This is a genomic window from Bradyrhizobium sp. UFLA03-84 (assembly GCF_002289535.1).
GTDB lineage: Bacteria > Pseudomonadota > Alphaproteobacteria > Rhizobiales > Xanthobacteraceae > Bradyrhizobium > Bradyrhizobium viridifuturi.
In genome coordinates this window covers 1509636-1534705 of record NZ_NSJY01000013.1, presented here as the reverse complement: position 1 = coordinate 1534705, position 25070 = coordinate 1509636, and the positions used below count along the sequence as shown (strand labels likewise).

The following is a 25070-nucleotide window of genomic DNA, read 5'->3' as shown; positions in this document are numbered from 1 at the left end:
GATCGCATCGTCATCAAAAAGAGACAGCCCTGCTTCAAAAGCGAGCGGGCTGAGGATGCGGTTTCGGCCGCCGCACGGCTAACGCATCGCTGCCCTGCAAAAATGCAAAACGTGGCGAGCCGGTCGGCCCACCACGCTTGGATCGGTCAGCCCGTGCGGACGGGAGGTCCCCGGCGGCCGGTCAGGCCGCTCGGACGGCGTTGAGGAACTTGCCGACCTCGAGCTTGAGGCGGCTGCTGTCGCCTGAGAGCGACTGTGCCGCCGACAGCACCTGGGTCGATGCCGAGCCGGTTTCGTTGGCGCCGTGCTGCACGTCGGTGATGTTGGCCGAGACCTGCTGGGTGCCCTGCGCGGCCTGCTGCACGTTGCGGGATATTTCCTGCGTCGCCGCGCCCTGCTCCTCGATCGCGGCAGCGATCGCCGACGAGATCTCCGACAGCCGCTCGATGGTCGAGCCGATGGCGCGGATCGCGCTCACGGAGTCCTCGGTCGCGGCCTGGATGCCGGAAATCTGCTGGCCGATCTCGCCGGTCGCCTTTGCGGTCTGCTCCGCGAGCGCCTTCACCTCGGATGCGACGACCGCGAAGCCGCGGCCGGCGTCACCGGCACGCGCCGCCTCGATGGTCGCATTCAGCGCCAGCAGATTGGTCTGGCCGGCGATGGTATTGATCAGCTCGACCACGTCGCCGATCCGGGCGGCGGCCTTCGACAGCTCCCCGACCCGGTCATTGGTGGCACGGGCCTGGCTGACGGCATCGCCCGCCATCCGCGCCGACTCCTGGACCTGGCGGCTGATCTCGTTGACCGAGGACGACAGTTCCTCGGTTGCGGACGCCACCGACTGGACGTTGGTGGTGGCTTCCTCCGAAGCGGCGGCGACTGTCGTCGCAAGATTCTGCGAGCGCTCGGCGGTCGAGGTCAGCGTGGTCGCGGACGCTTCGAGCTCGTGCGAGGCCGAGGCGACGGTTTCGACGATCTCGCCGACCGCGCGCTCGAAACCATCGGCAAGCTGAAGCATGTCGGTGCGGCGCTGGGCTGCGGCGCGCGCCTCCATTTCCTTCTGCTCGCGCTCCATCCTGACCTTGGCAAGGCCATTGTCCTTGAAGACGAGCGCGGTCCTGGCGACGTCGCCAACCTCGTCGCGGCGATCGGTGCCGTGCACCGCGATGTCGTAATTGCCGTTGGCAAGCTGCTGCAACAGCTCGACGACGGCACGGATCGGCTTCGCGACGCCGTATTGTCCGACCACGAAGCCAAACAGCAGCCCGAGCAGGACGCCGGAAGCGGCGAGCAGGATCAGCAGCTCCGAGGTCGACACGTACTCCTGCTCGTTGGCCTTCACGTTGTCCCTGACCCGCTGATCCTGGCGATCCGCGACGGCCCGAACCTTGGCCTGCAGCTCTTCCGCTGCCGCGCGGCTCTTCATCGCGGCATCCCGCAACGTCGCGGCCGAGTGAGTGAGATCGGCGGTCCGGGCGCCATCGACCGCATCGAGCGTCTGCTTCAGCTGCGCCTGGTAGGCGGACTGCGCGGAGCGTACGCCGGCCAGCAGCGCGATGGTCTGCGGATCCTGCGTCTTGCCGATCTCGACGAGGCGCTCGTCGAGCAATTTGAGCTGTTCGTCGATCACACTGCGCGCCGCGAGCCGGTTCTCGTCGCGAGGGTCGAGCGCGCTGCGAAACTCAGCGCGATTGATCGCGAGCACGTTCTGGTTGGCGCGCGCTGACAGCAAGGCACGTTCCGCGGCCCGCGCCGTGACGACACCGCGCTCGCTGAGCGACTTCAGCGAGGAAATCCCGAGATAGGCGAGCGCACCGGCGATGATCGAGAGACCGCCCACAATCGCCAGTATCTTCGTGAGAATGCGGAATCTCGCCAGGAACATCATCCGGGTGCCTCGTTTGGATTGGATTTCGCGATTCTTTGCGGGGAGCCGCATCGCTCTGCGACAAGTTACCTCGCGTGAAACTACGGTTCGTTAATCATGGCTTCCGTTGAACTACTGAGCGCCACACCAAGAAAAATGCCCGGCTTTCGGCCGGGCATTGTTCGATGTCAGATGTTGACTGGCGTCAGGCTGCCCGGACGGCGTCGAGGAACTTGCCGACCTCGAGCTTGAGGCGGTTGCTGTCACCCGAAAGCGACTGGGCCGCCGACAGCACCTGGCTCGAGGCCGAGCCGGTCTCGTTGGCGCCGTGCTGGACGTCGGTGATGTTGGCCGAGACCTGCTGGGTGCCCTGCGCGGCCTGCTGCACGTTGCGGGATATTTCCTGCGTCGCCGCGCCCTGCTCTTCGACAGCAGCAGCGATGGTGGACGAGATCTCCGACAGCTTCTCGATGGTCGAAGAGATCTCCTTGATCGCGCCGACCGACTCCTGGGTCGCGGTCTGGATGCCGGCGATCTGCTGGCCGATCTCGCCGGTCGCCTTGGCGGTCTGCTCGGCCAGCGCCTTCACCTCGGACGCCACGACCGCGAAGCCGCGGCCGGCCTCGCCGGCGCGCGCCGCCTCGATGGTGGCGTTCAGCGCCAAGAGGTTGGTCTGCCCGGCGATGGTGTTGATCAGCTCGACGACGTCGCCGATCCGCGCGGCGGCCTTCGACAGCTCGCTGACGCGATCGTTGGTGGTGCGCGCCTGGCCGACGGCGTCGCCCGCCATCCGCGCCGATTCCTGCACCTGGCGGCTGATCTCGGTGACCGACGACGATAGCTCTTCGGTCGCCGACGCCACCGACTGCACGTTGGTCGAAGCCTCCTCGGACGCCGCGGCAACCGAGGTGGTCAGTTCCTGCGAACGCCGCGCGGTCGACGACAGCGTCGAGGCGGAAGCTTCGAGCTGAGTCGAGGCCGACGACACGGTCTGCACGATCTCGCCGATCATCTGTTCGAAATTGCGGGTGATGGTGTCGACCCGGCGGCCGCGCTCGATCTTGGCTTCGGCATCGGCAGCCGCGGCTTCGTCGGCCGCCTTCTTGGCGACCAGGGCTTCCTTGAACACCTGCAACGTATCGGCCATGGCGCCGATCTCGGTCTTCTCGCCCTGGTGCGGCACGACGGCGGTGAGATCGCCGCGGCCCAGCGCCTGCATCGGGCTGACGATCGAGGCAATGCCGGTGGTGACGTCGCGAACCATCAGGAAGCTGATGCCGACGCCGATGAGGATGGCGCCGCCGAGAATAACCGCGAGCAGTATCAAGGCCGACGCATAGCTGTTCGCCGCATCCTGCGCCGCCTTGTCGGCACCGGCATTGTTGAGGTCGATATCCTTGCGCAGGATTTCGTCGGCCTCGAGGCCGATCTTGTTCACCGTCTTGGCGTTCAGCTCATGTGCGTCGTGCGGGATTTTGCCGGCGTCCTTGCGCGACAGCGCCATCACCTCCTCGGTGCCCTTCTTGTAGCGGGTCCAGGCATCAACCCATTGGTTGTAGAGCGCGCGCTCATCAGGGGAGGTAATCATCGGCTCATAAGCCGCCCGCGCCTTGAGGTTGGCCTCTACCACCGTCGCGAGGGTCTTTTCCTGCGCCAGCTTGTCCTCCAGCGCCTCGGACAGCATGTGCTCACGGATCACGTTGCGATAGGTGATGACCCCGGCGCGCAGCTCGCCGAGCACACGGACGCTGGGCAACCAGCTTGTCGTGATCTCGACAGTGTTGGCATTGATCGACCGCAAATTCATCACCGACAGCAGACCCATGCCGCTCAGGGCGACAAGCAGGAACGCAACCGCGGCAATGATCTTGGCGCGGATCGAGAATTTGGCGAACATCTTGGGGTCTCTTGGATATCGGGCTCGCGAAGCCCAATCGAATGGCTGGGGGCGCGGCGGTGCGCCAAAGACATCAAAGCCAGCCCCCCTCCTTAAGTAGGGTTAATTTGCATACCCGTTGAACTACGGAGATACCCGCCATTCCCGCGACATGATGCGCGAGAAACCCATCAGGATGCGCAAGCGGCGCGTCACGGCATTAACGCCAGCGCATCCGAGAAGAACTCCGGCCCGCCGAAATTGCCCGATTTCAGGGCAAGAACCATCTCGCCTGCGTCGGCACCGACCGCGCGCAGAACCGGCACGCCCGCCGCGATTTCCGCCCCGACCAGGAATCCCGGAATGCGCAGGCGATCGACCACGGCGCCCGACGTTTCACCACCGGCGACCACCAGCCTGTGAACGCCGGACTGCACCAACCCCTCCGCGAGGTCGGCCATGGCCTGCTCGATGGCATGTCCGGCTGCATCGCGGCCATGACGTGATTGCAGGGCTGCGACCTGATCCGGAGTCGAGCTGCTTGCGATCAGGACCGGCCCCGCCGCAAGCCGCTCCTTGGCCCAGGCGAGCGCGCGCTGCGCCTCGTCCTTGCCCGCGATCACCCGCTCGGGGTCGAGGTGCAGCACCGGCATCGCCTTCTCGGCGCTGGCGATCTGGCGCAGGGTCGCCTGCGAGCAGCTGCCGGCGAGGCAGGCCGCCGGCCCGCCGATCGCGGCCGTGGAGATCGCATTTCCGGCAGCCGATCCGGACTTGCCGACGGCGACCAGCGCTCGCGCCAGTCCAAGCCCGATGCCGGAGGCGCCGACCGACAGACGGTGATCCAGCGCCACCTGCCCGATCGTCTCGAGGTCGCGGTCGAACACCGCGTCGACGATCGCAGCGCCGATGCCGCCCTGCGCGAGTTCGCCCAGCCTGGCGCGCATCGCCTCCGCGCCGCGGGCGAGCGTCGCGAGATCGACCAGGCCGACCCTGGTCTTGCTCTGGCGCGCCAGCACACGGACCAGGTTGGAATCATGCATCGGGTTGAGCGGATGGTCCTTGAGCGGGCTCTCGTTCAGCGGCACGGAGCCTACGAACAGATTGCCCTGGTAGACGGTGCGGCCGGTTTCCGGAAACGCCGGCGTCACCAGCACGATGCTGTCCTTCGCGTCGGCGCGCAGCGCATCCATCACCGGGCCGATATTGCCCGCGTCGGTGGAATCGAAGGTCGAGCAGATCTTGAACAGGACATGCCCGGCACCGCGGCCGCGCAGCCAGGCCTCCGCCGCACGAGAGCGCGTCACAGCCAGGCCGGCCTCGATCGAGCGGCTCTTCAGCGACACCACGACAGCGTCGACCTCGGGCAGCGCGAGATCGTCCGCCGGCACGCCGATGGTCTGCACCGTGCGCAGGCCGGCGCGGGTCAGCGTGTTGGCGAGGTCGGAGGCGCCGGTATAGTCGTCGGCGATGCAGCCAAGAGCCAGCGTCACGATTTTGCTCCGGCATAGGGCTTGAACCAGTCAAGGCCGTCCGTGGTCTTGCCGCGCGGATTGTACTCGCAGCCGACGAAGCCGCCATAGCCGAGCCGATCCAGCTCGCCGAACAGGAACGGATAATTCAGCTCCTCGCCATCGGGCTCGTTGCGCGAGGGGATCGAGGCGATCTGGATGTGGCCGATGATCGGCATCATCTCGCGCAGCCGCATCGTGACGTCGCCATGGATGATCTGGCAGTGATAGATGTCGAACTGCAGCTTCAGGTTCGGGATCTTGAGTTCGCGGATCAACTCGTACGCGAAGTTGAAGTCGTTGAGGAAATAGCCCGGCACGTTGCGCGGATTGATCGGCTCGATCACGACGTCGAGGCCGTGCGGCGCGAAGAATTCCGCGGCGTAAGCGACCGATTTGTAGAAGGCTTCGACGGCGTGCCGATCATTGCGATCGGCGATCCCGGCCATCAGATGCAGCCGCTTGACGCCGGTCGCCTCTGCATAAGACAGTGCGGTCTTCAGGCTCGCCTGCAAATCGGCGAAGCGATCCGGCAGCGCGGCAAATCCCTTCTCGCCGGCATTCCAGTCGCCCGGCGGCAGGTTGAACAGCGCCTGCGTCAGCCCGGCGCGTTTCAGCCGCTTGCCGACCTCCTCGGCCGGATGGTCGTATGGAAACAGGAACTCGACCGCGGTGAAGCCCGCTTTTGCCGCGGCGTCGAAGCGGTCGAGGAACGGGACCTCGTTGAACATCATGGTGAGGTTGGCGGCAAAGCGGGGCATTTGCAGGATCCTCCTATTTCGCGCCGGGAAGCTTGGTGCCGGTGACCTGCGCATACATCCGCGCCACCGACGCATCGTCGTCGCGGCCCATGCCGGCGGCCGCCGTCATCAGGAACATCTGCAACGCTGCGGCCGAGACCGGCACCGGGAAGCGCGCATTGCGCGCCATATCCTGGATGATGCCGAGGTCTTTCACGAAAATCTCGACCGCGCTGCGCGGCGCATAGTCGCCGTCGAGCACATGCGGCATGCGGTTCTCGAACATCCAGGAATTGCCGGCGGAGGCCGTGATCACCTCGTAGACCTTCCGGATATCCAGGCCCTGCTTGGCGGCAAAGGCAATCGCCTCGGAAGCGGCCGCGATGTGCACGCCGGCCAGCAGCTGATTGATCATCTTGAATGCGGCGCCCTGCCCGGCCGCATCGCCGAGCTCGTAGAGCTTTGCCGCCATCGCATCCAGCGCCGGCCGCGCCTTCGCGAACGCTGCCGCGCTGCCGGAGGCGAGAATGGTCAGCTCGCCCTGCGCCGCGCGCTGCGCGCCGCCCGAGATCGGTGCGTCGAGATAGTGCCGGCCGGTCGCCTCAAGCTGTTTCGCGAGGCGCCGCGCGATATCGGGATCCATCGTCGCCGAGGAGATGAAGACCGCGTCCTTGGCCAGCGTCTCGGAAGCGCCGTCCTTGCCGAACAGGATAGCCTCGGTCTGTGCCGCGTTGACGACGACGCTGACGACGATGTCGGCATCCCTGGCCGCCTCGGCCGGCGTTTTCGCACCCTTGCCGCCATCGGCCACGAAGCGCGCGACGGCATCGGCCGAGACGTCGCAGCCGGTCACGACGAAGCCGGCGCGCCTCAGCGAGGTCGCCATGCCGTATCCCATCGAGCCCAGCCCGATGACGGCGACGTGCGGTGTTGCGGAACTGGACATAAGGCGATCCCTGAACATTTTTGGTTGTTTGAGCATTTTCGGAAAACCGGCTTTCACCTTCCCCGATCATGCGCGTTGCTGCTTGCCTATCACGGCTTGGCCGCGCTGCCAAAGCATGAGACAAAGCTGAAAACGGATGGCGGCAAAGATGGCGCCAAGAGCGAAACCGGAAGAGCGAAACCCGGATGTGCGAAACAAAGCTTCGTGAAGACATCTGCCGCTTCGGCCGCTCGCTGTTCGAGCGCGGGCTGACGCCGGGCTCATCGGGCAATATCAGCGTCCGGCTCGACGACGGCGGCTGGCTGGTGACGCCGACCAATGCCTCACTCGGCTTCCTCGATCCGGCGAAAATGTCGCGGCTCGACAGTGACGGCCGCCTCGTCTCTGGCGATGCCCCGACCAAGGAAGTGCCGTTGCACACCGCGCTCTACCAGACGCGCACGAGCGCCGGCGCCGTGGTGCACCTGCACTCGACACATTCGGTCGCACTGTCGATGCTGCCCGAGATCGATCCGCGCGCGGTGCTGCCGGCGATGACGGCCTATTACGTCATGAAGTGCGGCCAGACCGCGCTGGTGCCCTATTATCGCCCCGGCGATCCCGCCGTAGCCGACGCGATCAGGGGGCTCGCCGGGCAATATTCATCGGTGCTGCTCGCCAATCACGGCCCCGTCGTCTCCGGCGACACGCTGGAGGCGGCCGTGTTCGCGACCGAGGAGCTGGAAGAGACCGCAAAACTCTATCTGCTGCTGCGTGGGCTGAACCCGCGCTATCTCTCGCCCGAACAGGTAGCGGATTTAACCAGGACGTTCGGGCTCGTGCTGCCGGATCACCCTCACTAGATCAAGCAAAGGTGAGACATGCGGAGGACAGTCATGATGAGGTTCACGAACTTGGCACTCGCCGTCCTGTTCGCCGGCCACTTTGCGGGCTCAACCGCACGGGCCGAGCAGAGCTTGCAGGACCTGCTGGCGGTGCAGCTGCGCGCGCAGGGTTATGCCTGCGACAAGCCGCTCAAGGCCGAACGGGACGACAAGCTCTCGAAGCCCGACAATGAAGCCTGGACGCTGACCTGCAGCAACGCGACCTACCGCGTCAGCCGCGTGCCCGACCTCGCCGCCAAGGTCGAGAAGGTCGAAGAGAGCAAGGAACAGGGCAAGTAGGCTGCGTGGGCTGCGGAGCACTATCCTCCCCGTCATTGCGAGGAGCGAAGCGACGAAGCAATCCATCTTTCCCCGACTGGAGAGATGGATTGCTTCGCGAAGCCTGTCATCCGGCGGCGCTTCGCGCCGACCGGGTGGCTCGCAATGACGGCGGGGCTACAGTCCCAGATAGGCCTTGCGCACGTCCGGATTGCCGCTGATCTCGGCCGCGGTGCCCTGCATCAGCACGCGGCCGGTCTGCAGGATGTAGGCGCGATCGGCGATCTCCAAACATTCGGCCATCCGCTGCTCGACGATCAGGACCGTCATGCCGGCGTCGCGGATGCGCTTCACGGCCTGGAATATCTCGTCCACCAGCTTCGGCATGATGCCCTGCGAGGGCTCGTCGAGCATCAGGAGGCGCGGCCGCGTCATCAGCGCGCGGCCGATCGCGAGCATCTGCTGCTCGCCGCCGGACAAGGTCTCGGCGCGCTGCTCGAGCCGTTCGCCGAGCCGCGGGAACAGATTGAAGACCAGATCGAGCGGCGCATCGCGGTCGGACTGGCTGCGATAGAGATAGCTGCCGAGCCGCAGATTGTCGCTTACCGAAAGCCGCGGAAACAGCCGGCGGTTCTCCGGCACGAAGGCGATGCCGCCGGCCGTGATGACGTGCTGCGGCTGGCCGTCGATGCGCTTGCCGTCGAAGGTGACGGTGCCGGCGCGCGGACGCTCGGCCCCGGCGATCGATTTCAACAGCGTCGACTTGCCCGCGCCGTTGGCGCCGGCGACGCAGACGATCTCGCCCTTGGTGACGTCGATCGACACCGAGGAGATCGCGACCAGGCCCTGATAGGCGGTGGTGACTTCACGCACCGACAGCATGACGATCCCCGAGATAGGCGGAAATGACTTCCGGATTGCGGACGACTTCCGCGGGCTTGCCCTCGACCAGCACCTTGCCGAGATTGAGCACGATGGCGCGGTCGACCAGCGGCATCACGATCTCCATCACGTGCTCGACCATCAGCACGGTGACGCCGGTGGCGCGCACCTTGCGCACCAGTTCGACGCCGGTCTGGGCCTCGACCGGCGTGAGGCCAGTGAGGACTTCGTCGAGCAGCAGCAGCTTCGGCTCGGTGGCCAGCGCCCGCGCGACCTCGAGCCGGCGCTTCTCCGACGGCACGAGATCGGCCGCCAGCTTGTCGGCGCGCGCGGCAAGGCCGCAGAACTCCAGCACCTCATAGGCCTTCTGCCGCGCGATGCGCATCTTGGTGTTGCGGATCAGCGCGCCGACGATGACGTTGTCGATCACGGTCATGGTCTCGAAACTCTTGACCACCTGGAAGGTGCGCCCGACGCCGCGCTGGCAGCGTTCCGCCGCCGGCAGGCGGGTGACGTCCTCGCCGTCGAAGATGATCGTGCCCTGGGTCGGCGGCAAAACGCCCGCGATCAGGTTGAACAGCGTCGACTTGCCGGCGCCGTTGGGGCCGATCAGGCCGACGATCTCGCCGCGCCCGACCGAGATCGAGACATCGCTGTTGGCAACGAGGCCGCCGAAGCGCTGCCAGACGCCGCGGGTTTCGAGGAGTGCGGTCATCGCGCCGCCTCCTTGCGCCCGGTGAGCATGCTGAACACGCTGACCAGTCCCTTCGGTAATGCCAGCGAGATCGCAACGATCAGCGCGCCATAGACGATCAGGTCAACGCCGCGACCGGAGCCGCCGACGAAAGAGCGTGTCAGCTCGGTGAGCGGGATCAGGATGACGGCGCCGAGCACCGGGCCCCACAGCGTGCCGATGCCCCCGAGCACCGCGGGCAGCGCCATCAGCAGCGAGAACTGGAAGCCCATCACGCTTTCAGGATCGATGTAGGAGACGAATTGGGCGTAGAAGCTGCCGCCGACCGCAACCAGGAAGGCTGAGACCGCGGCCGCGCCCATCTTGGAATTGAACACGACCACGCCGAGGCTTTCGGCCGCGTCCGGATTGTCCTTCACCGCGCGCCACCAATAGCCCCATTTGGAATCTTCCAGCCACCAGGTGACGAGCCAGGCGATGCAGGCCAGCGCCAGCGCGAAATAGAAGTACGGCAGCTTCGAGCGTGTGAACTGGAATTTAAGCCAGCTGTCGCCGCGCACCGGGATGTCGATGCCGAGCGCCGCGCCCGCCCAATCCCAGTTCTGGATCAGCAGCAGCGCAATCTCGGCGATCACGATGGTCGCGATCACGAAGTAGTGCCCGCGCAGGCGGAAGCAGGGATAGCCCAGCGCCATCGCGATCACGGCCGAGATCGCCCCGCCCGCCACCATGCCGAACCACGGCAGCACGCCGAATTTGGTGAACAGCAGCGCCGTGGTGTAGGCCCCGAGCCCGAAATACAGCGCATGGCCGAGCGAGATCTGTCCGCAATAGCCGGACAGGATGTTCCAGCTCTGCGACAGCGCGGCATACATCAGGGTCAAGACCATGATGTTCTGGACGTAGACGTCCTTGACGAACAGCGGCACCAGCGCGGCGACCACCGCGAGGCAAGCCGCCATGATCAGGTCACGCCTGCGGCGTTGGGCGAACTGGGTGTCCATCACATCGATCCGAACAGGCCACGCGGGCGAATGAAGACGACCAGCAGATAGACGGCGTAGATGCCGACCGATTTCAGCGACGGCGGCAGGATCAGCGCGGTGGTCGCCTCGACCAGGCCGACGATGATGCCGCCGGCAAAGGCGCCGAACACGCTGCCGAAGCCGCCGAGCGCGACGGTGACGTAGGCGATGAGGGCAAAAGAGGCGCCGACGTCGGGGTAGATGTAGAAGAAGATCGCCATGATGGCACCGGCGAGGCCGACCAAGGCCGCGCCGAGCCCCCAGCCGAGCGCAAACACCCGGTTCTTGTCGATGCCGACGAGGGCCACCGCACCGGCGTCTTCACGCGTCGCTTCGAGCGCGCGGCCGAAATCGGTGCGATTGATGAAGAAGTAGAGCGCGACGAAGGCCGCGATCGACAGCATCGCGCCGATCAGCTGCGGCTCCGGCAGATAGATACCGGCGATCGACACCGTCTTGCCGCCGAGCCAGGAGTTGGTGACGCTGCGGTAGTCCGGCGTGAAGAAGAACTGCGCGAGGCCCCGCATCACGATCGCGAGGCCGAAGGTGGAGAAGATCTGCACCATGCCGGCATTGGCCTTGGCGCGCATCGCGAAGCGGACCACCAACAGATAGACCACCGCGCCGAACACGAACAATGCCGCGGCGACCAGCGGCGCCGCCAGCAAGGGATCGATCGCGAAGAACGCGAACAGGAAGAAGGTCGCGTACATCGCGATCATCAGGAACTCGCCGTGCGCGAAATTCACGACGTCCATCAATCCGAAGATCAATGCGAGGCCGGCGGCGATCAGTCCGTAGAGCAGCCCCATCAGGAGGCCGCTCGCCAAACTCTGGATAATGGTCTCGGCTGTCACCGCTGCGCCCCGATCAACGTATGGCCCCAACGTCGTCCTGGCGAAAGCCAGGACCCATTACCACAAATGCATCGGTAGGAGAGATAACAACCAATCATCGCAAAAACGCCTGCCTGGGGTAATGGGTCCCGGGTCGCGCTTCGCTTGCCCGGGACGACGAGAACGCGTCCGACCGATCAGCTGTTCATCGGCCAGATCGCCTCGGAGACGGCGGCCTGTTCCGGGAAGATCGTCACGAAGTTCTTCGCGGAATATTGCAACAGCACCGGATCGGCGAAGTTGTTCTGCCCCATCTCGTCGAACTTGACCCGCCGCCACGGCATGATGGTGACGTCGCCGGGCATGTCGGTCGCGACCAGCGCCTCGCGGATCTTTTCGCCGTCGGTCGACTTGGCGCGGTTGACGGCATCGGCCATGATGATGAGGCCCATGAACTGCCGCGACGTGTAGTCGTTGAAGTCCTTGCCCGACTTGGCGCGGTACATCTCGTTGATCAAACCGACCATCGGCCGCTTCTGCGCCAGGTCGAGCGAGAAGCTGCCGCGCGAGATCACGCCCTCTAGCTTGTCGCCCACCGCGTCATAAGTCGCCTTCTCCGAGAAGCCGGCATCCTGCGCCATGATGTTCTTCGGCTTGTAGCCGAGCTCGGCCATGGTCTTGACCAGCAGGATCGAGTCGGTGGTGTAGCTCGACGGCATCAGCACGTCGGCATTGGCCGCCTTGAGCTGTTGCACCTCGGCGGTCAGCGACGGCGAGTTGGCGCGATACTTGATGTCGGCCACGATCTTGTATCCGCGCTCGGCCGCGAGCTTGGTCTGGGCGTTCGCCGAATCGGTGCCGAAGATGGTGTCCTCGTGGAACAGCGCGAGCGTCTCGATCTTCTGGCCCTTCTTCTTCATCGCATCGAAGAAGTCGAACATCGCGGCCGAGAACATCTCGTCATGCGGCGAGGCCCGGAAATAGTATTTCAGGCCGCGGCGGTGCAGGCTCGGCGAGGAATTGTCGGCCGAGATGAACGGAACGCCGTAGCGCTCGCAGGTCTGGCTGACGGTGACGGCGACCGCGCTCTGATAGGTGCCGACGACGGCGCAGACCTTCTCCTGGGTGATCAGGCGCTCGGTCTCGGCGCGGCCCTTCTGCGGATCGGCCTGGTGGTCGGCGAACACCAGCTTGACCTTGGCGCCGCCGAGGCCGGACAGGCCTTCGCCCTTGGCGAGCGGCAGCGCGAAATCGTAGTTCTTGTTGATGATGTCGGCAGCGGTGTTGAAGGCATGCTGCGCGTCGACGCCGATCGCGGCACTGGAGCCGGACAGCGGATAGATCACGCCGATGGCCACTTCGCTTGTCTGCGCGCGTGCGGCGATCGGACCGAGCGCAGCGGCGGCAGTGGCACCCAGCAATACGTTACGGCGAGAGATCGTCATCGAAATTTCCCCTTCAGCTTTGTTCTTATCGATGTGACGCTTGTAGCGCGCAGTAAAGCCTCAATGAATTGCACGAATTGCCTATTCAGAGCACAGCGAGCTGCTTGTTCCTGAGATCGGTCACCAGCATCAGCCCCGGCGCATGCGTGATCGCGAACGGCAGCTTCGCAGCCGCGATCACCGATTGCGGCGTCACGCCACAGGCCCAGAACACCGGGATCTCGTCATCGGCCACCGGCACCGCGTCGCCGTAATCGGGCTTGGCGATATCCTTGATGCCGATCGCATGCGGATGGCCGAGATGCACCGGCGCGCCGTGCACCGACGGAAAACGCGAGGTGATCTGCACCGCGCGGATCGCATCCGCCGGCTTAAACGGGCGCATCGACACCACCATCGGTCCTTCGAACGGCCCCGACGGCTTGCAGGCAATATTGGTCCGGTACATTGGCACACGCAGGTTGCGCTCAATGTGACGGATCGGCAGCCCCTCATCGAGCAGCGCCTCCTCGAACGAGTAGGAGCAGCCGAGCACGAAGGTGACGAGATCGTCGCGCCAGTATTTGGTGATGTCGGTCGGCTCGTCCGCCACCTCGCCGTCGCGCCAGACCCGGTAGCGCGGCACGTCGGTGCGGATGTCGAGGTCGAGGCCGAGCGCCGGGATGCGGGGATCGCCGACGTCGGACATGCCGATGATCGGGCACGGTTTCGGATTGAGCTGGCAGAACCGGTGGAAGGCGCCGGCGAGCTTCTCCGGCAGGATCGCGAGATTGCCCTGGACGAAGCCGTTGGCGAGACCGGCCGTCGTCGCCGAGGCCATGCCATCACGGCAGGCGCGCCGCGCTTCGACGCTCGCCAGCCCCGGTTCCCCTTGAGATCGCTGCACTGCCGCAAAAACAGTCATGGGGTTCTCCTGCCCATAATCTCGACAAGGACAAACCAACACCAAGCGTGATATAATGTCTAATCGTCCTTTCTAATCAAAATCGATAAAATAGATTTATCGATCTGGGAAAATGCTTCCATGACGGACTTCCGCTCGATCGAAACATTTCTCTGGGTCGTCAAGCTCGGCAGCTTCCGCGGCGCCGCCCAGCGGCTCAACACCACCCAGCCGGCGATCTCACAGCGCATTGCCCAGCTCGAGCGCGAGATGGGCGTCAAGCTGCTCAACCGCGACCACAGGGTGGCCTCGCCGACGCCGAGCGGGCGGCTGATGCTGATCTATGCCGAGAAACTGATCGGCCTGCGTTCGGAAATGATGGCCGAGGTCGGTGACCGTTCGGCGATGCGCGGCGCGCTGCGGCTCGGTGTCGCGGAGACCATCGTGCACACCTGGCTGCCGCGGCTGGTCAAGAGCGTCAACGAGATCTACCCGAACCTGTCGCTCGAGATCGAGGTCGACATCACGCCCAATCTGACGCCGCGGCTGCTGGCGCAGGAGATCGAACTCGCCTTCGTGCTCGGACCGGTCTCCGCATCCGGCGCGCACAACCATGTGCTGTGCGATTATCCGATCGGTTTCCTGGCAAGCCCCTCGCTCGGCCTCGGCTCCGGCCCGGTTGCGCGGCAGGATCTGGCGCGGTTTCCGATCATCACCTTTCCGCGCAAGACCCAGCCCTACGAGACCGTACGCGCCTTGTTCAATGCACCCGATCTGCCGCCGATCCGGCTGCACGCCTCGACTTCGCTCGCGACCGTGATCCACATGGCCAATGAAGGGCTTGGCATCGCGGTGATTCCGTCGGCGATCGTCGAGAACGAGCTTGCCGACGGGCGCTTGCAACTGCTCGACACCGACCTCAAGCTGCCGCCCCTCACCTTCACCGCGAGCTGGCTCGCCTCCCCCGATGCGGTCGCCATCGAGCGCGTCGCCAATCTCGCCCGGCAGATCGCACAGACGAGCGTGGCGGTTGACGGCGCGAGAGTGGCGCGTCATTGACGATTGCCGGACAATCAACCGTCATTCCGGGGCGGCTCGAAGAGCCGAACCCGGAATCTCGAGAGTCCGGGTTCGATGCTGACGCATCGCCCCGGAATGACAGCTGGAATGGACTGACGACATGAGCCGAGCCGCCACCAACCTGCAGATCGATTCCGCCCGCCTCTGGGGCACCATCCACGAAACCGCACAGTTCGGTGCAACGCCAAAGGGCGGCGTGCGGCGGCTGACCCTCGGCGCCGAGGACAAGCAGGTGCGCGACTGGTTCCGCAAGGCTTGCGAGGACGCCGGCCTGGACGTGCATGTCGACGCGCTCGGTTCGATGTTCGGCCTGCGCAAGGGCCGGGACATGTCGAAGCCCCCGATCGGCGTCGGCTCGCACCTCGACACCCAGCCGACCGGCGGCAAATATGACGGCATCCTCGGCACGCTCGCCGGGCTCGAACTGGTCCGCACCTTGAACGATGCCGGGATCGAGACCGAGCTGCCGATCTGCATCTGCAACTGGACCAACGAGGAAGGCTCGCGCTTTGCGCCGGCGATGATGGCTTCGGCCGCCTATGTCGGCGACTTCACCACCGACGACATCCTGTCGCGCAAGGACGCCGAAGGCGTCACCGTGGCGCAGGCGCTGGATTCGATCGGCTATCGCGGCGATACCCCGGTCGGCCGGCAGAAATTCTCAGGCTTCGTCGAGCTGCATATCGAGCAGGGCCCGATCCTGGAGGCCGAGGGCAAGACCATCGGCGTGGTCGATTCCGGCCAGGGCGTGTTGTGGTACGACGGCAAGATCACGGGCTTCGAGAGCCACGCCGGCTCGACCCCGATGCCGCTGCGCCGCGATGCGCTGGCGACGCTGTCGGAGATCGTGCTGGCGATGGAGAGTATCGCGAAGAAGCACGGACCGAAGGCGGTCGGCACCATCGGCGAGGCGGTCATCGCAAGCCCCTCGCGCAACGTCATCCCCGGCGAAATCGCCTTCACGGTGGATTGCCGCAGCGCCGATGCAGGGATCATGGATGCGCTGGACCGTGACCTGCGTGCCGCCATCGTCGAGATCGCAGCAAAGCGCAAGGTCGAGGTGCAGCTCGACCTGGTCTGGCGCAAGGCACCGACGCATTTCGATCCGAAGCTGGTCGACGCGGTCGAGAATGCGGCAACCCAGCTCGGCTATTCGCATCGCCGCATCACCTCCGGCGCCGGACACGACGCCTGCAACCTCAACACGGTGATGCCGGCGGCGATGGTGTTCGTGCCCTGCAAGGACGGCATCAGCCACAATGAGCTGGAAGACGCCAAGCAGGCCGATTGCGCCGCCGGCGCCAACGTCCTGATGCACACGGTGCTGGCGCTCGCCGGCGTCGCATCCTGATCTTCATATCTCCCCTTCGATGGAGGCTTTCGTGCGCGCAGTGTTCGTCGACGCCAATGAATCGCTCGCTGTCATCACAGAGCGCCTGGAAAAACCCGGCGATCCCGCGATGCGGATCAACCGCAACCCGGACATCAAGCCCGAGGACTATCCGGCCGTGCTCGACGGCGCCGAGATCGCGGTGGTCGACCACACCGCGCTGCCGACCGACATCGCGAAGAAGTGCGCCGGCCTGAAGCATGTCGTGTTCCTCGGCACCGGCGCGCGCAGCTACATGAATCCGGAGGAGCTCGCCGAGCTCGGCATCGCCGTGCACCTGATCAAGGGCTATGGCGACACCGCGGTCGCGGAGTCCGCGATCGCGCTGATGTGGTCGTCGGCGCGGGTGATCGCGCAGATGGACCGCGAGATGCGCGCCGGCAACTGGCTGCGCGAAGACGGCATGCAGCTCACCGGCAAGACGCTTGGCCTCGTCGGCTTCGGCGGCATCGCCGCCGAGGTCGCCCGCATTGCGCTCGGCAGCGGCATGAAGGTGATCGCCTGGAACCGGTCGCCGAAGAGCCATCCGGGCGTGGAATTTGTCGATCTCGACACCGTGCTGGCAACGAGCGACGTGGTTTCGCTCCATCTGCTGCTCAACGACGAGACCCGCGGCATGATCACGCGCGACAAGATCGCGAAGATGAAGAAGGGCGTGGTGCTGATCAACACCGCGCGCGGCGCCATCGTCGACGAGCAGGCGATGATCGATGCGCTCAACTCCGGCCACATCCGCCACGCCGGCCTCGACGTCTACAACATCGAGCCGCTGCCGAAGGATCATCCGCTGACCAAGATTGCGAACGTGACTCTGTCGGCACACTCCGCCTTCCGCACGCCGGAGGCGAGCGAGAATTTGATCCACGCGGCATGGGAGCATTGCCGAAGGATCGTGAAGGGGTAACTCCGCCGTCGTCCCGGCCAAGCGAAGCGCGAGCCGGGACCCATAACCACCGCTTCACTTTGTTGCGAACGCTGGGGCCACAGCGAGCCCTAACAACACGGCCCTGTCGTTATGGGCCCCTGCTTTCGCAGGGACGACGGCACGGGGTTGGGCCACGAGCTACCCTCTCCCACAAGGGGAAGAGGGTCAGACCTAGCAAGCCAACACGCACACGGGGTAATGGGTCCTGGCTTTCGCCAGGACGACCCCGTGACTGGCAATGTGGCTTAATCCACCATCTCCGCCACCGCCTTGCCGCACGCCGTGGTGTCGGCGTTGCCGCCGAGATCCCTGGTGCGCAGCGTACGTTCGCCGAGCGTGCGCTCGATCGCGCCGACGATGGCGCTAGCAGCCTGCTTCTCGCCGAGATGCTCCAGCATCATCGCGCCCGACCAGATCATGCCGATCGGGTTGGCGATGCCCTGGCCTGCGATATCAGGCGCCGAGCCGTGCACCGGCTCGAACACCGAGGGGAAATTGCCCTCCGGATTGATGTTGCCCGACGGCGCGATGCCGATGGTGCCGGTGCAGGCCGGGCCGAGGTCGGAGAGGATGTCCCCGAACAGGTTGGAGCCGACCACGACGTCGAACCAGTCCGGATGCAGCACGAAGTTCGCGGTGAGGATGTCGATGTGGTACTTGTCCCACTTCACGCCGGGATACTTCTTGGCCATCGCCTCCACCCGCTCGTCCCAATAGGGCATGGTGATGGAGATGCCGTTCGACTTAGTCGCCGAGGTCAGATGCTTCTTCGGCCGCGACTGCGCGAGATCAAAGGCAAATTTCAGGATGCGATCGACGCCGGTGCGGGTCATCACGGTCTGCTGGGTGACGAATTCGCGGTCGGTGTCCGGGAACATGCGGCCGCCGACCGAGGAATATTCACCTTCGGTGTTCTCGCGCACCACCCAGAAGTCGATGTCGCCGGGCTTGCGGTTCGCCAGCGGCGACGGCACGCCGGGCATCAGCCGCACCGGGCGCAGATTGACGTACTGGTCGAACTCGCGCCGGAACTTGATCAGCGAGCCCCACAGCGAGATGTGGTCCGGGATCTTGGCCGGCCAGCCGACCGCGCCGAAATAGATCGCGTCATGCTTGCCGATCTTGTCCTTCCAGTCGGCCGGCATCATCTCGCCGTGCTTCTCGTAATAGTCGTAGGAGGCGAAGTCGAAATGGTCGAACTTGACGTCGACGCCATGCTTCTTCGCCGCCGCCTCGATGACGCGCAGGCCCTCCGGCATCACTTCCTTGCCGATGCCGTCGCCGGGAATGACCGCAATCCGATACTGCTTTTTGCTGCTCATCGAGAACACCCTTGTGATTTGCCCGGCCGGCAATGCCGCCTATCCTGATGGTCCTGCAATGGACCAAACTTCGCGCGAGCGCAACGCTGCAGTGCAGTGTTGACCGCGGCGCGACCCTGCCCCACCAATTTCGCCGACACCCACTCCTCATACCAAAGCGAGACATCCCATGGATCTGCATCTGCGCGGCAAGCGTGTCCTGATCACCGGCGCCTCCAAGGGCATTGGCGCGGCCGCCGCCGAAGCCTTCGCCGAGGAAGGCGCCAATCTGCTGCTCGCCGCCCGCAACGGCGACCAACTCAAGGCGCTGGCCGAACGGCTGCGTTCCGCGCACCAGATCGATGCCGCGATCAGCGTGGTCGACCTGCGCAAATCCGAAGACCTGGCGCGGTTGGCAAAGGAGGCTGCCGACATCGACATCCTGGTCAACAATGCCGGCGACATCCCGGGCGGCTCGATCGACAAGATCGACGAGGCGACCTGGCGGCACGCATGGGAGCTCAAGGTGTTCGGCTATGTCAATCTGACGCGCGCGATCTATGCCCAGATGAAGGCGCGCGGCGGCGGCGTGATCGTCAACGACATCGGCGCGGCCGGCGAGAAGTTCGACGCCAACTACATCTGCGGCAGCGCCGGCAATGCGGCGCTGATGTCGTTCACCCGCGCGCTCGGCGGCAAGAGCCTCGCCGACAACATCCGCGTCGTCGGCATCAACCCCGGCCCCGTCGGCACCGACCGCCACGTCACCCTGCTCAAGACCCGCGCCAAGAACCAGTTCGGCGACGAGAACCGCTACAAGGAATTCCAGAAAGGCCTGCCGCTCGGCCGCCCCGCGCATGCGCGCGAGATCGGCGACCTGATGGCGTTCCTCGCCTCCGATCGCGCGGGTTATACGTCGGGCGTGATCTACACGGTGGACGGCGGGCTGACGTCGGGGTGGGGCTAGGTCTTCTCCACGTCATTGCGAGCGAAGCGAAGCAATCCATCTCGCCGCTTGCGGAGCGATGGATTGCTTCGTCGCTTCGCTCCTCGCAATGACGGCTTAGGTCGCCGTTCGCTCGAACAATTGCCTGATCAGCGTCGTGATCCGGCCCTGCGGCGCCAGCATCTGGTTCATGATCGAGAAATGATCGGCGCCTTCGATCTCCTCATAGGTCACCGGCAAGCCGTAGCGGGCGCGATGGCCGGCGAAATCGGCGGTCTGCTTGCGCAGTAGCGGCAGCTCGGCACTGCCGACCACCAGCGACAGCGGCTTTGCGGTGCCGCCCTCCTGCGTCATCGGTGAATTGCGTCGCGAGGAGGCTTCGTCGAGCCTGAGCTTCTCGTTGAGGTAGGAATGCCTGATCGGCTCGAGGTCATAGATGCCCGAGATCGCCATGCCGGCCCGGACATGAGCGTTCGACAACGCCATCGATGTCAGATGGCCGCCGGCCGACCAGCCCGACACGACGATGCCGTTAGTAGCGGCGCCGAGCCTGGGCAACTGCCCGGCAAGAAAATCGATGCCGGCGTGAATCTCGGCGACGATGTCGTCGAGCGTCGCATCCGGCGCCAGCGTGTAGCCGATCAGCGCGACATTGATGCCATGCGCCATCGGCCCCTCTGCAAAGATCGTGAACACCTCCTTGGCGCGGGTCTGCCAATAGCCGCCATGGATGAACACCAGCGTCAGCGCGCCGTCGCCGGCTTTGAGGAAATCGATCCGGTTGCGTTCACGCGGGCCGTACCTAAGGTCCAGATGCTGCGGATGCCTTTGCCGCAGCACCGCGGAGCGCTGCTCCCAGCCGGCGGCGATCTCGGCGCTGCCCTTGACGGCCACGCCGTTGTTCAAGCCGAGGTCGCGCTCCTGCTGGCTCATCGCGCGCCAGTCCAGCGCAGAAAACAACGCTGCCATCCCTGCCCCTTCGGTTCTCGTCGCATTGCCACGACGGCAGGAAATGTTCTACAGCACAAGGAAACAGAACACATAGGAGCAACGACGCATGGCTGATCAGGGTTTGGTGAAGGAAACGGCGTGTGCCGTCGTCGACAAACTGAAAGCCGGTGACGTCACGCCGCTCGATCTGCTTGACGTGCTGGAGCAGCGCATCGCCGAGGTCGACGGCAAGGTCAACGCGCTGCCAACGCTCTGCTTCGATCGCGCCCGCGCCCATGCCAAGGCGCTGATGCAGAAGCCGGCCGGCGAGCGCGGCCTGCTCGCGGGCCTTCCCGTGCCGATCAAAGACCTCACCGCCGTCTCCGGCGTGCTGACCACGCTGGGCTCGCCGATCTACAAGGACAACGTCCCGGCGAAATCCGACATCCTGGTCGAGCGCCTCGAACAGAATGGCGGCGTGATCTACGCCAAGTCGAACACGCCTGAATTCGGCGCCGGCGCCAACACCTTCAACGAGGTGTTCGGCCCGACCCGCAATCCCTGGGACACGTCACGCTCGGCGGCCGGCTCCTCCGGCGGCGCTGCGGCGGCGCTCGCCAGCGGCACCGCATGGCTCGCGCACGGCTCCGACATGGGCGGCAGCCTGCGCAATCCGGCGAGCTTCTGCGGCATCGTCGGGCTGCGGCCGTCGATCGGCCGCGTCGCGCAGACACCGAAATTCGGCGTCGACCGCACGCTCGGCCAGCAGGGACCGATGGCGCGCAATGTCGAGGACCTCGCGCTGCTGCTGGACGCGATGAGCGGCGAGCACGCCGCCGATCCGCTGTCGCTGCCCACGCTGCCGACATCGTTCCTCTCTGCGGCGCGCTCCAACCAGAAGCCGAAGCGCATCGCCTATTCGCCCGATTTCGGCATCACGCCTGTTGATCCAGAGGTCAAGGCGGTGACGCGCAAGGCGGCCGAGCGTTTCGCGGAAGCCGGCGCGATCGTCGAGGAGGCGTCTCCCGACTTCAGCGAAGCCCATGAATGCTTCCACGTGCTGCGCGCGTTCGATTTCGCGATCACCAAGGCCGACTTGCTGCGCACCAAGCGCGACCTGCTCAAGCCCGAGGTGATCTGGAACATCGAGGAAGGGCTGAAGCTCACGGTCGAGAAGCTCGCGCGCGCCGAGGCGCAGCGCGTCGCGATCACTGCGCGTGCGCTCGAGTTCTTCGACAAGTATGACCTGCTGCTGGCACCCGCGACCATCGTGCCGCCGTTCCCGCTCGAGCACCGCTATGTCGCCGAATGCGACGGCAAGAAGTTCGACAATTACGTCGAATGGCTCGGCATCGTCTATGCGATCACGCTGGCTTGCTGCCCGGCGCTGTCGCTGCCCTGCGGCTTCACCGCGTCGGGCCTGCCGGTCGGCCTGCAGATGGTCGCCAAGCCGCGCGCCGAGGCGAAGCTTCTGGCCGGCGCGAAAGTGCTGGAGGATATTCTCGGCGTGCGCGGCTCCACCCCGATCGATCCGCGGCCGCCGCGATAAGGCGCCTTACGCCTTCTCTTCCGTCGCCTGCAGCGCGACCGACAGCGCGAGCTTGGTCTGCTCGACGATCTCGTCCATCAGCTCCTCGCGGCTGATCTGGGCGACCTCGCCGGTGAGCAGGCCCTGCTCTGCGAGCATCACGATGCCGTGCAGCCCGGCCCAGATCTTGAGCGCCTGCCGCTCGCGCAGCAGCCCCACCGCCGGCGCCTCGAACGACTCGATCAGCAGCGCCAGCGTTTCCATCGCCGCAACGTGCAGCTCGCTGCCGACCGGCGCGCAGGCCATGGTTCGGGACGCGAACATCAAGCGATAGATGCCGTGGCGCTCGAGCCCGAAGGCCAGCGCAGCCTGGGCAAAGCGCGACAGTTTCGAGCCCTTGCCGGGCTGCTCGATCGCCTCGCGCATGATGACGTTGAACTGCCGGAACGCCTCCGCGGTCACCGCCTCCAGCAGCGCCTCGCGGTCGGCAAAATGCCGGTACGGCGCTGGCTGCGAGACGCCGAGTTGCTTGGCTAGCGCCTTGATGCTGATCGCCTCGGGACCACCGAGCTCGACCTCGCGCAACGCGGCCTGGATCAGGGCCTCGCGGAGGTCGCCATGGTGGTAGGTCTTGAACGGCTTGCGAACGATTTGTCCCATTGCGGCAGGTTGGTGGGCTACGAAGTGAGTCTTGAGAAGGACAGAGTAGCGAAATCAAAGACTTACGTCACTCACTTATTTTGAAAACGCGAAGCCGATTTACCGTGGCCGCGAAGCTGCCCGGGCTGATCTCCAGCAGAAATTGCGGTGCTTTGAATGGATCTGCGCCAGAACTTTGGCGACGGTGCGATCGACCCCGGCCCCTCTATAGCAGTTTCGGATGTTGCCGGCTTCGTTTGCCGATCCAGGTGATGGATGTCGCAAACAGAACCAGCGCCACGACCCCTACGGCACTCACCACGAACTGTGCCGCGATGCTGTCGGACACCTTGATGAGATACAAATCCGCCAGCAGGGAAAGCACGACGGCCACACAGTAGGTTTCGAGCGAACGCTCGCCGCAACGAATTGCTCCTTTCAGAACGACCGTGCCAAATCCGCGCCAATTCGTCGGCACGAACCTCGCCACGACGATGGCGATCGCCAGGAAATGCAGCAGCCGCAGCGGGTCCAGATCGGGCTTGTTGATCGGATAGATCAACCGCTGGATGTAGTCGGGAATCGCGGCCGCCAGTGGCGCGATCTCCCAACTCAATGCGACCACCAGACTGAAACCGATGTACGCGATCGCGAGCAGAACGACGGGCCTCGCAACGATTACCTGCGAAAGTATCCGATGGCCTCGCGTGGCCCACCACGCCCCGATAACGACCAGGAACTGCCAGGCAAGCGGATTGAAGTACCATTGATTGGTCGGCCACTCCGGCAAGTTCCAGCCGTACAATCGGACCAGCACGTAGACGAGCGCGGAGAGCAGCAGAGACGCGTTGGGAAACTTCAACATTCCCCACAGGACAGGTGCAAACGATAGATGAAAGAGCACGAAGGTTGGCAGGGCATCCGTGTTCACTGGGCGGTACATCAGGATGGCGGCGTAGCTCAGGGCTGCGCCCGGATCTTGCAGCAGGACCTTCACGTTGGCTTGGTCCGCCAGGCTGTCGCTTCCCCAGCCGTACACGACCATGGCAAGAGCCACGGTCAGGATGAGAAAGGCGACATAGATCTCCCAGCTTCGCAGCAGCGTATGCGCGACGACTGAAGTCCATCCGTCGCGACGGCGGACATCGCCGTAGCTCAGTGCACAGGTCACGCCGGACACGAACATGAAGACTTCGGTCGCATCGCTGAAGCCATAGTGGTGCAGGGTCAACCAGCTGAAGACGTTGTTGGGAATGTGATCGAGGAAGATGCACCAGAGTGCAAGACCTCGGCACAGATCCAGCCGGAGATCGCGGTCCAGCGCCGCGCTGTCCTGCCTCCCCTGATGAAAGGTCGGCGATGCGGAATGCTGGCGGGAATTCCCGCTGTTCGAGCGACCAGTCACACAGTCGGAAAGCATTGGACTATTACCAACCGTCGTCGGCCACCCAGGCCCCAATTGCCTCTCACATCGCTGGCATATCAGCGCAATGCACGATCGTCCGGTTGATAAATATCAACAACGCTCGTCCTTTCCGGGAGTTAGCTGAACCATTAGCTCAAGTCGGAGGATCTACGCCGTGCGGGTAAGGGAGATCATGTCACGGAACGTCATCACAATCGATGCGGATGCATCGGTGAGCGATGCCATCAAGACGATGCTGTCTCACCACATCAGTGGCCTTCCTGTGGTCGATCAGAATGGCGCGCTCATCGGCATACTGTCCGACGGAGACTTCATTCGGCGCGTCGAGCTTGGAACCGAGAAGCGTCGCGGCCGCTGGCTCGCCATGCTTGCGGGCACGAGCCAAGTCGCACTCGATTTCGCCCGCCAGCATGGCCGCAAGGTCAACGAGATCATGTCGCCCGATCCGATCATCGTCGACGAGAACATGCCGCTCGAGCAAGTCGTTCAACTTATGGAATCGCACGGCGTCACACGGTTTCCGGTCATGCGCGACGGGAGCCTGGTCGGGATGGTGACGCGCGCGGACTTCATGACCGCGATCGGAAACCTCGGCTTCGAACGAGTCTCCACTTCCGCCAACGACGATCAGATTCGCGCGGCGGTGATTGCCGCACTCGCGCATGCGTCCTGGCGCCCCGCGGCGCTGAACGTCAGCGTGCATGACGGGATCGTCAGCTTGCGCGGCAACATCCGGAGCGACAACGCGCGCAAAGCTACGACCGTCGCGGCGGAGAACGTTGCGGGTGTCAAGCGGGTCGAAGACCAGCTGGCGAAGATCACTTACCCACCGCCGGAGGAGGATTATGGCGGCGGCGACTTCGTCTCCGTGCAGGAAGAGCCTTCGACAGAGGATGATCAGCCCTTGTAGAGCCGATTGCGCTGCTTCGCGCCGTCGGATCCGGCGTTCATTTGCCGGCGGGATGGATTGCGGCAGTGTTCGCGAACATGACTCCGATGGACTTCTCGTCAGGATCTGCGACCGCGGCCCAAAGAAGCCGCCAGCTGGGCGGCAGCCGACA

Annotated in this window: 23 protein-coding genes; 8 read left to right on the top strand and 15 right to left on the bottom strand. The window is 64.9% G+C overall.

Features of this window, described 5'->3' with window-relative positions; translation table 11 throughout:
* Positions 1-181 precede the first annotated feature (181 nt).
* The 5 genes from CK489_RS21275 to ltnD all read right to left on the bottom strand — a co-directional run bounded on the left by CK489_RS21275 (position 182) and on the right by ltnD (position 6937).
* Positions 182-1888, bottom strand: coding sequence for a methyl-accepting chemotaxis protein (locus tag CK489_RS21275; RefSeq protein WP_050626164.1), 1707 nt, complete (start codon positions 1886-1888; stop codon positions 182-184).
* Between the two features lie 184 nt (positions 1889-2072).
* Complete coding sequence (locus CK489_RS21270; protein WP_095733572.1) at positions 2073-3764, bottom strand: methyl-accepting chemotaxis protein; 1692 nt, start codon at positions 3762-3764, stop codon at positions 2073-2075.
* Between the two features lie 191 nt (positions 3765-3955).
* The gene (otnK, locus tag CK489_RS21265; RefSeq protein ID WP_050626162.1) at positions 3956-5233 is read right to left on the bottom strand and encodes a 3-oxo-tetronate kinase; all 1278 of its coding nucleotides are present in this window, start codon (positions 5231-5233) and stop codon (positions 3956-3958) included.
* The gene (gene otnI / locus CK489_RS21260) at positions 5230-6012 is read right to left on the bottom strand and encodes a 2-oxo-tetronate isomerase (RefSeq protein WP_095733571.1); all 783 of its coding nucleotides are present in this window, start codon (positions 6010-6012) and stop codon (positions 5230-5232) included. The genes otnK and otnI overlap by 4 nt, the downstream gene beginning before the upstream one ends.
* Positions 6013-6025: 13 nt before the next feature.
* Positions 6026-6937, bottom strand: a complete 912-nt coding sequence (ltnD, locus tag CK489_RS21255) for an L-threonate dehydrogenase (protein WP_095733570.1) — start codon at positions 6935-6937, stop codon at positions 6026-6028.
* Between the two features lie 185 nt (positions 6938-7122).
* Here ltnD and otnC point away from each other — a divergent pair, with 185 nt between their 5' ends.
* Positions 7123-7779: a 3-oxo-tetronate 4-phosphate decarboxylase gene (otnC, locus tag CK489_RS21250; protein WP_095733569.1), complete on the top strand. Its 657-nt coding sequence runs from the start codon at positions 7123-7125 to the stop codon at positions 7777-7779.
* 33 nt (positions 7780-7812) lie between these two features.
* A complete protein-coding gene (locus CK489_RS21245) occupies positions 7813-8100 on the top strand; it encodes a hypothetical protein (protein ID WP_050626159.1) in 288 nt (95 codons plus the stop codon).
* A 156-nt stretch (positions 8101-8256) separates the two neighbouring features.
* Here the strand turns inward: CK489_RS21245 and CK489_RS21240 are convergent, their stop codons facing one another.
* The 6 genes from CK489_RS21240 to CK489_RS21215 form a co-directional block, all read right to left on the bottom strand.
* Positions 8257-8961, bottom strand: a complete 705-nt coding sequence (locus tag CK489_RS21240) for an ABC transporter ATP-binding protein (protein WP_050626158.1) — start codon at positions 8959-8961, stop codon at positions 8257-8259.
* Positions 8945-9676, bottom strand: coding sequence for an ABC transporter ATP-binding protein (locus tag CK489_RS21235; protein WP_095733568.1), 732 nt, complete (start codon positions 9674-9676; stop codon positions 8945-8947). The genes CK489_RS21240 and CK489_RS21235 overlap by 17 nt, the downstream gene beginning before the upstream one ends.
* Positions 9673-10659: a branched-chain amino acid ABC transporter permease gene (locus CK489_RS21230; protein ID WP_095733567.1), complete on the bottom strand. Its 987-nt coding sequence runs from the start codon at positions 10657-10659 to the stop codon at positions 9673-9675. Before CK489_RS21230 ends, CK489_RS21235 begins: the two co-directional genes overlap by 4 nt.
* Positions 10659-11537 carry a branched-chain amino acid ABC transporter permease gene (locus tag CK489_RS21225; protein ID WP_095733566.1) on the bottom strand — a complete coding sequence of 293 codons (879 nt, stop codon included), beginning with the start codon at positions 11535-11537 and terminating at the stop codon, positions 10659-10661. Before CK489_RS21225 ends, CK489_RS21230 begins: the two co-directional genes overlap by 1 nt.
* A gap of 176 nt (positions 11538-11713) precedes the next feature.
* A complete protein-coding gene (locus CK489_RS21220) occupies positions 11714-12961 on the bottom strand; it encodes an ABC transporter substrate-binding protein (RefSeq protein WP_050420056.1) in 1248 nt (415 codons plus the stop codon).
* A gap of 85 nt (positions 12962-13046) precedes the next feature.
* Positions 13047-13865, bottom strand: coding sequence for a putative hydro-lyase (locus tag CK489_RS21215; protein WP_050626154.1), 819 nt, complete (start codon positions 13863-13865; stop codon positions 13047-13049).
* A 120-nt stretch (positions 13866-13985) separates the two neighbouring features.
* On the opposite strand from CK489_RS21215, the gene CK489_RS21210 reads away from it, so the two are divergent.
* From CK489_RS21210 to CK489_RS21200, 3 genes are all read left to right on the top strand, one after another.
* On the top strand, positions 13986-14903 hold the full coding sequence (locus CK489_RS21210) for a LysR family transcriptional regulator (protein ID WP_095733565.1): 918 nt from the start codon (positions 13986-13988) through the stop codon (positions 14901-14903).
* 121 nt (positions 14904-15024) lie between these two features.
* A complete protein-coding gene (locus CK489_RS21205) occupies positions 15025-16275 on the top strand; it encodes a Zn-dependent hydrolase (protein WP_050626152.1) in 1251 nt (416 codons plus the stop codon).
* Between the two features lie 31 nt (positions 16276-16306).
* Entirely contained in the window at positions 16307-17218 is a 912-nt protein-coding gene (locus CK489_RS21200) for an NAD(P)-dependent oxidoreductase (RefSeq protein WP_095733755.1), read from the top strand.
* A 266-nt stretch (positions 17219-17484) separates the two neighbouring features.
* On the opposite strand, the gene CK489_RS21195 is transcribed toward CK489_RS21200, so the two are convergent.
* A complete protein-coding gene (locus CK489_RS21195) occupies positions 17485-18561 on the bottom strand; it encodes a tartrate dehydrogenase (RefSeq protein ID WP_095733754.1) in 1077 nt (358 codons plus the stop codon).
* A 169-nt stretch (positions 18562-18730) separates the two neighbouring features.
* Here CK489_RS21195 and CK489_RS21190 point away from each other — a divergent pair, with 169 nt between their 5' ends.
* Positions 18731-19507 (top strand): SDR family oxidoreductase, encoded by a 777-nt coding sequence (locus CK489_RS21190; RefSeq protein ID WP_050626151.1) that lies wholly within the window; start codon positions 18731-18733, stop codon positions 19505-19507.
* 96 nt (positions 19508-19603) lie between these two features.
* Here CK489_RS21190 and CK489_RS21185 read toward each other — a convergent pair whose 3' ends face one another.
* A complete protein-coding gene (locus CK489_RS21185; RefSeq protein ID WP_095733564.1) occupies positions 19604-20455 on the bottom strand; it encodes an alpha/beta hydrolase in 852 nt (283 codons plus the stop codon).
* 88 nt (positions 20456-20543) lie between these two features.
* Here CK489_RS21185 and CK489_RS21180 point away from each other — a divergent pair, with 88 nt between their 5' ends.
* Entirely contained in the window at positions 20544-21965 is a 1422-nt protein-coding gene (locus CK489_RS21180; protein ID WP_095733563.1) for an amidase, read from the top strand.
* Positions 21966-21971: 6 nt separating this feature from the next.
* On the opposite strand, the gene CK489_RS21175 is transcribed toward CK489_RS21180, so the two are convergent.
* Positions 21972-22604: a TetR/AcrR family transcriptional regulator gene (locus CK489_RS21175; protein ID WP_050626148.1), complete on the bottom strand. Its 633-nt coding sequence runs from the start codon at positions 22602-22604 to the stop codon at positions 21972-21974.
* Between the two features lie 205 nt (positions 22605-22809).
* The gene (locus tag CK489_RS21170; RefSeq protein WP_050626147.1) at positions 22810-24003 is read right to left on the bottom strand and encodes an OpgC domain-containing protein; all 1194 of its coding nucleotides are present in this window, start codon (positions 24001-24003) and stop codon (positions 22810-22812) included.
* Positions 24004-24181: 178 nt separating this feature from the next.
* On the opposite strand from CK489_RS21170, the gene CK489_RS21165 reads away from it, so the two are divergent.
* On the top strand, positions 24182-24919 hold the full coding sequence (locus CK489_RS21165) for a CBS domain-containing protein (RefSeq protein ID WP_095733562.1): 738 nt from the start codon (positions 24182-24184) through the stop codon (positions 24917-24919).
* Positions 24920-25070: the final 151 nt, after the last annotated feature.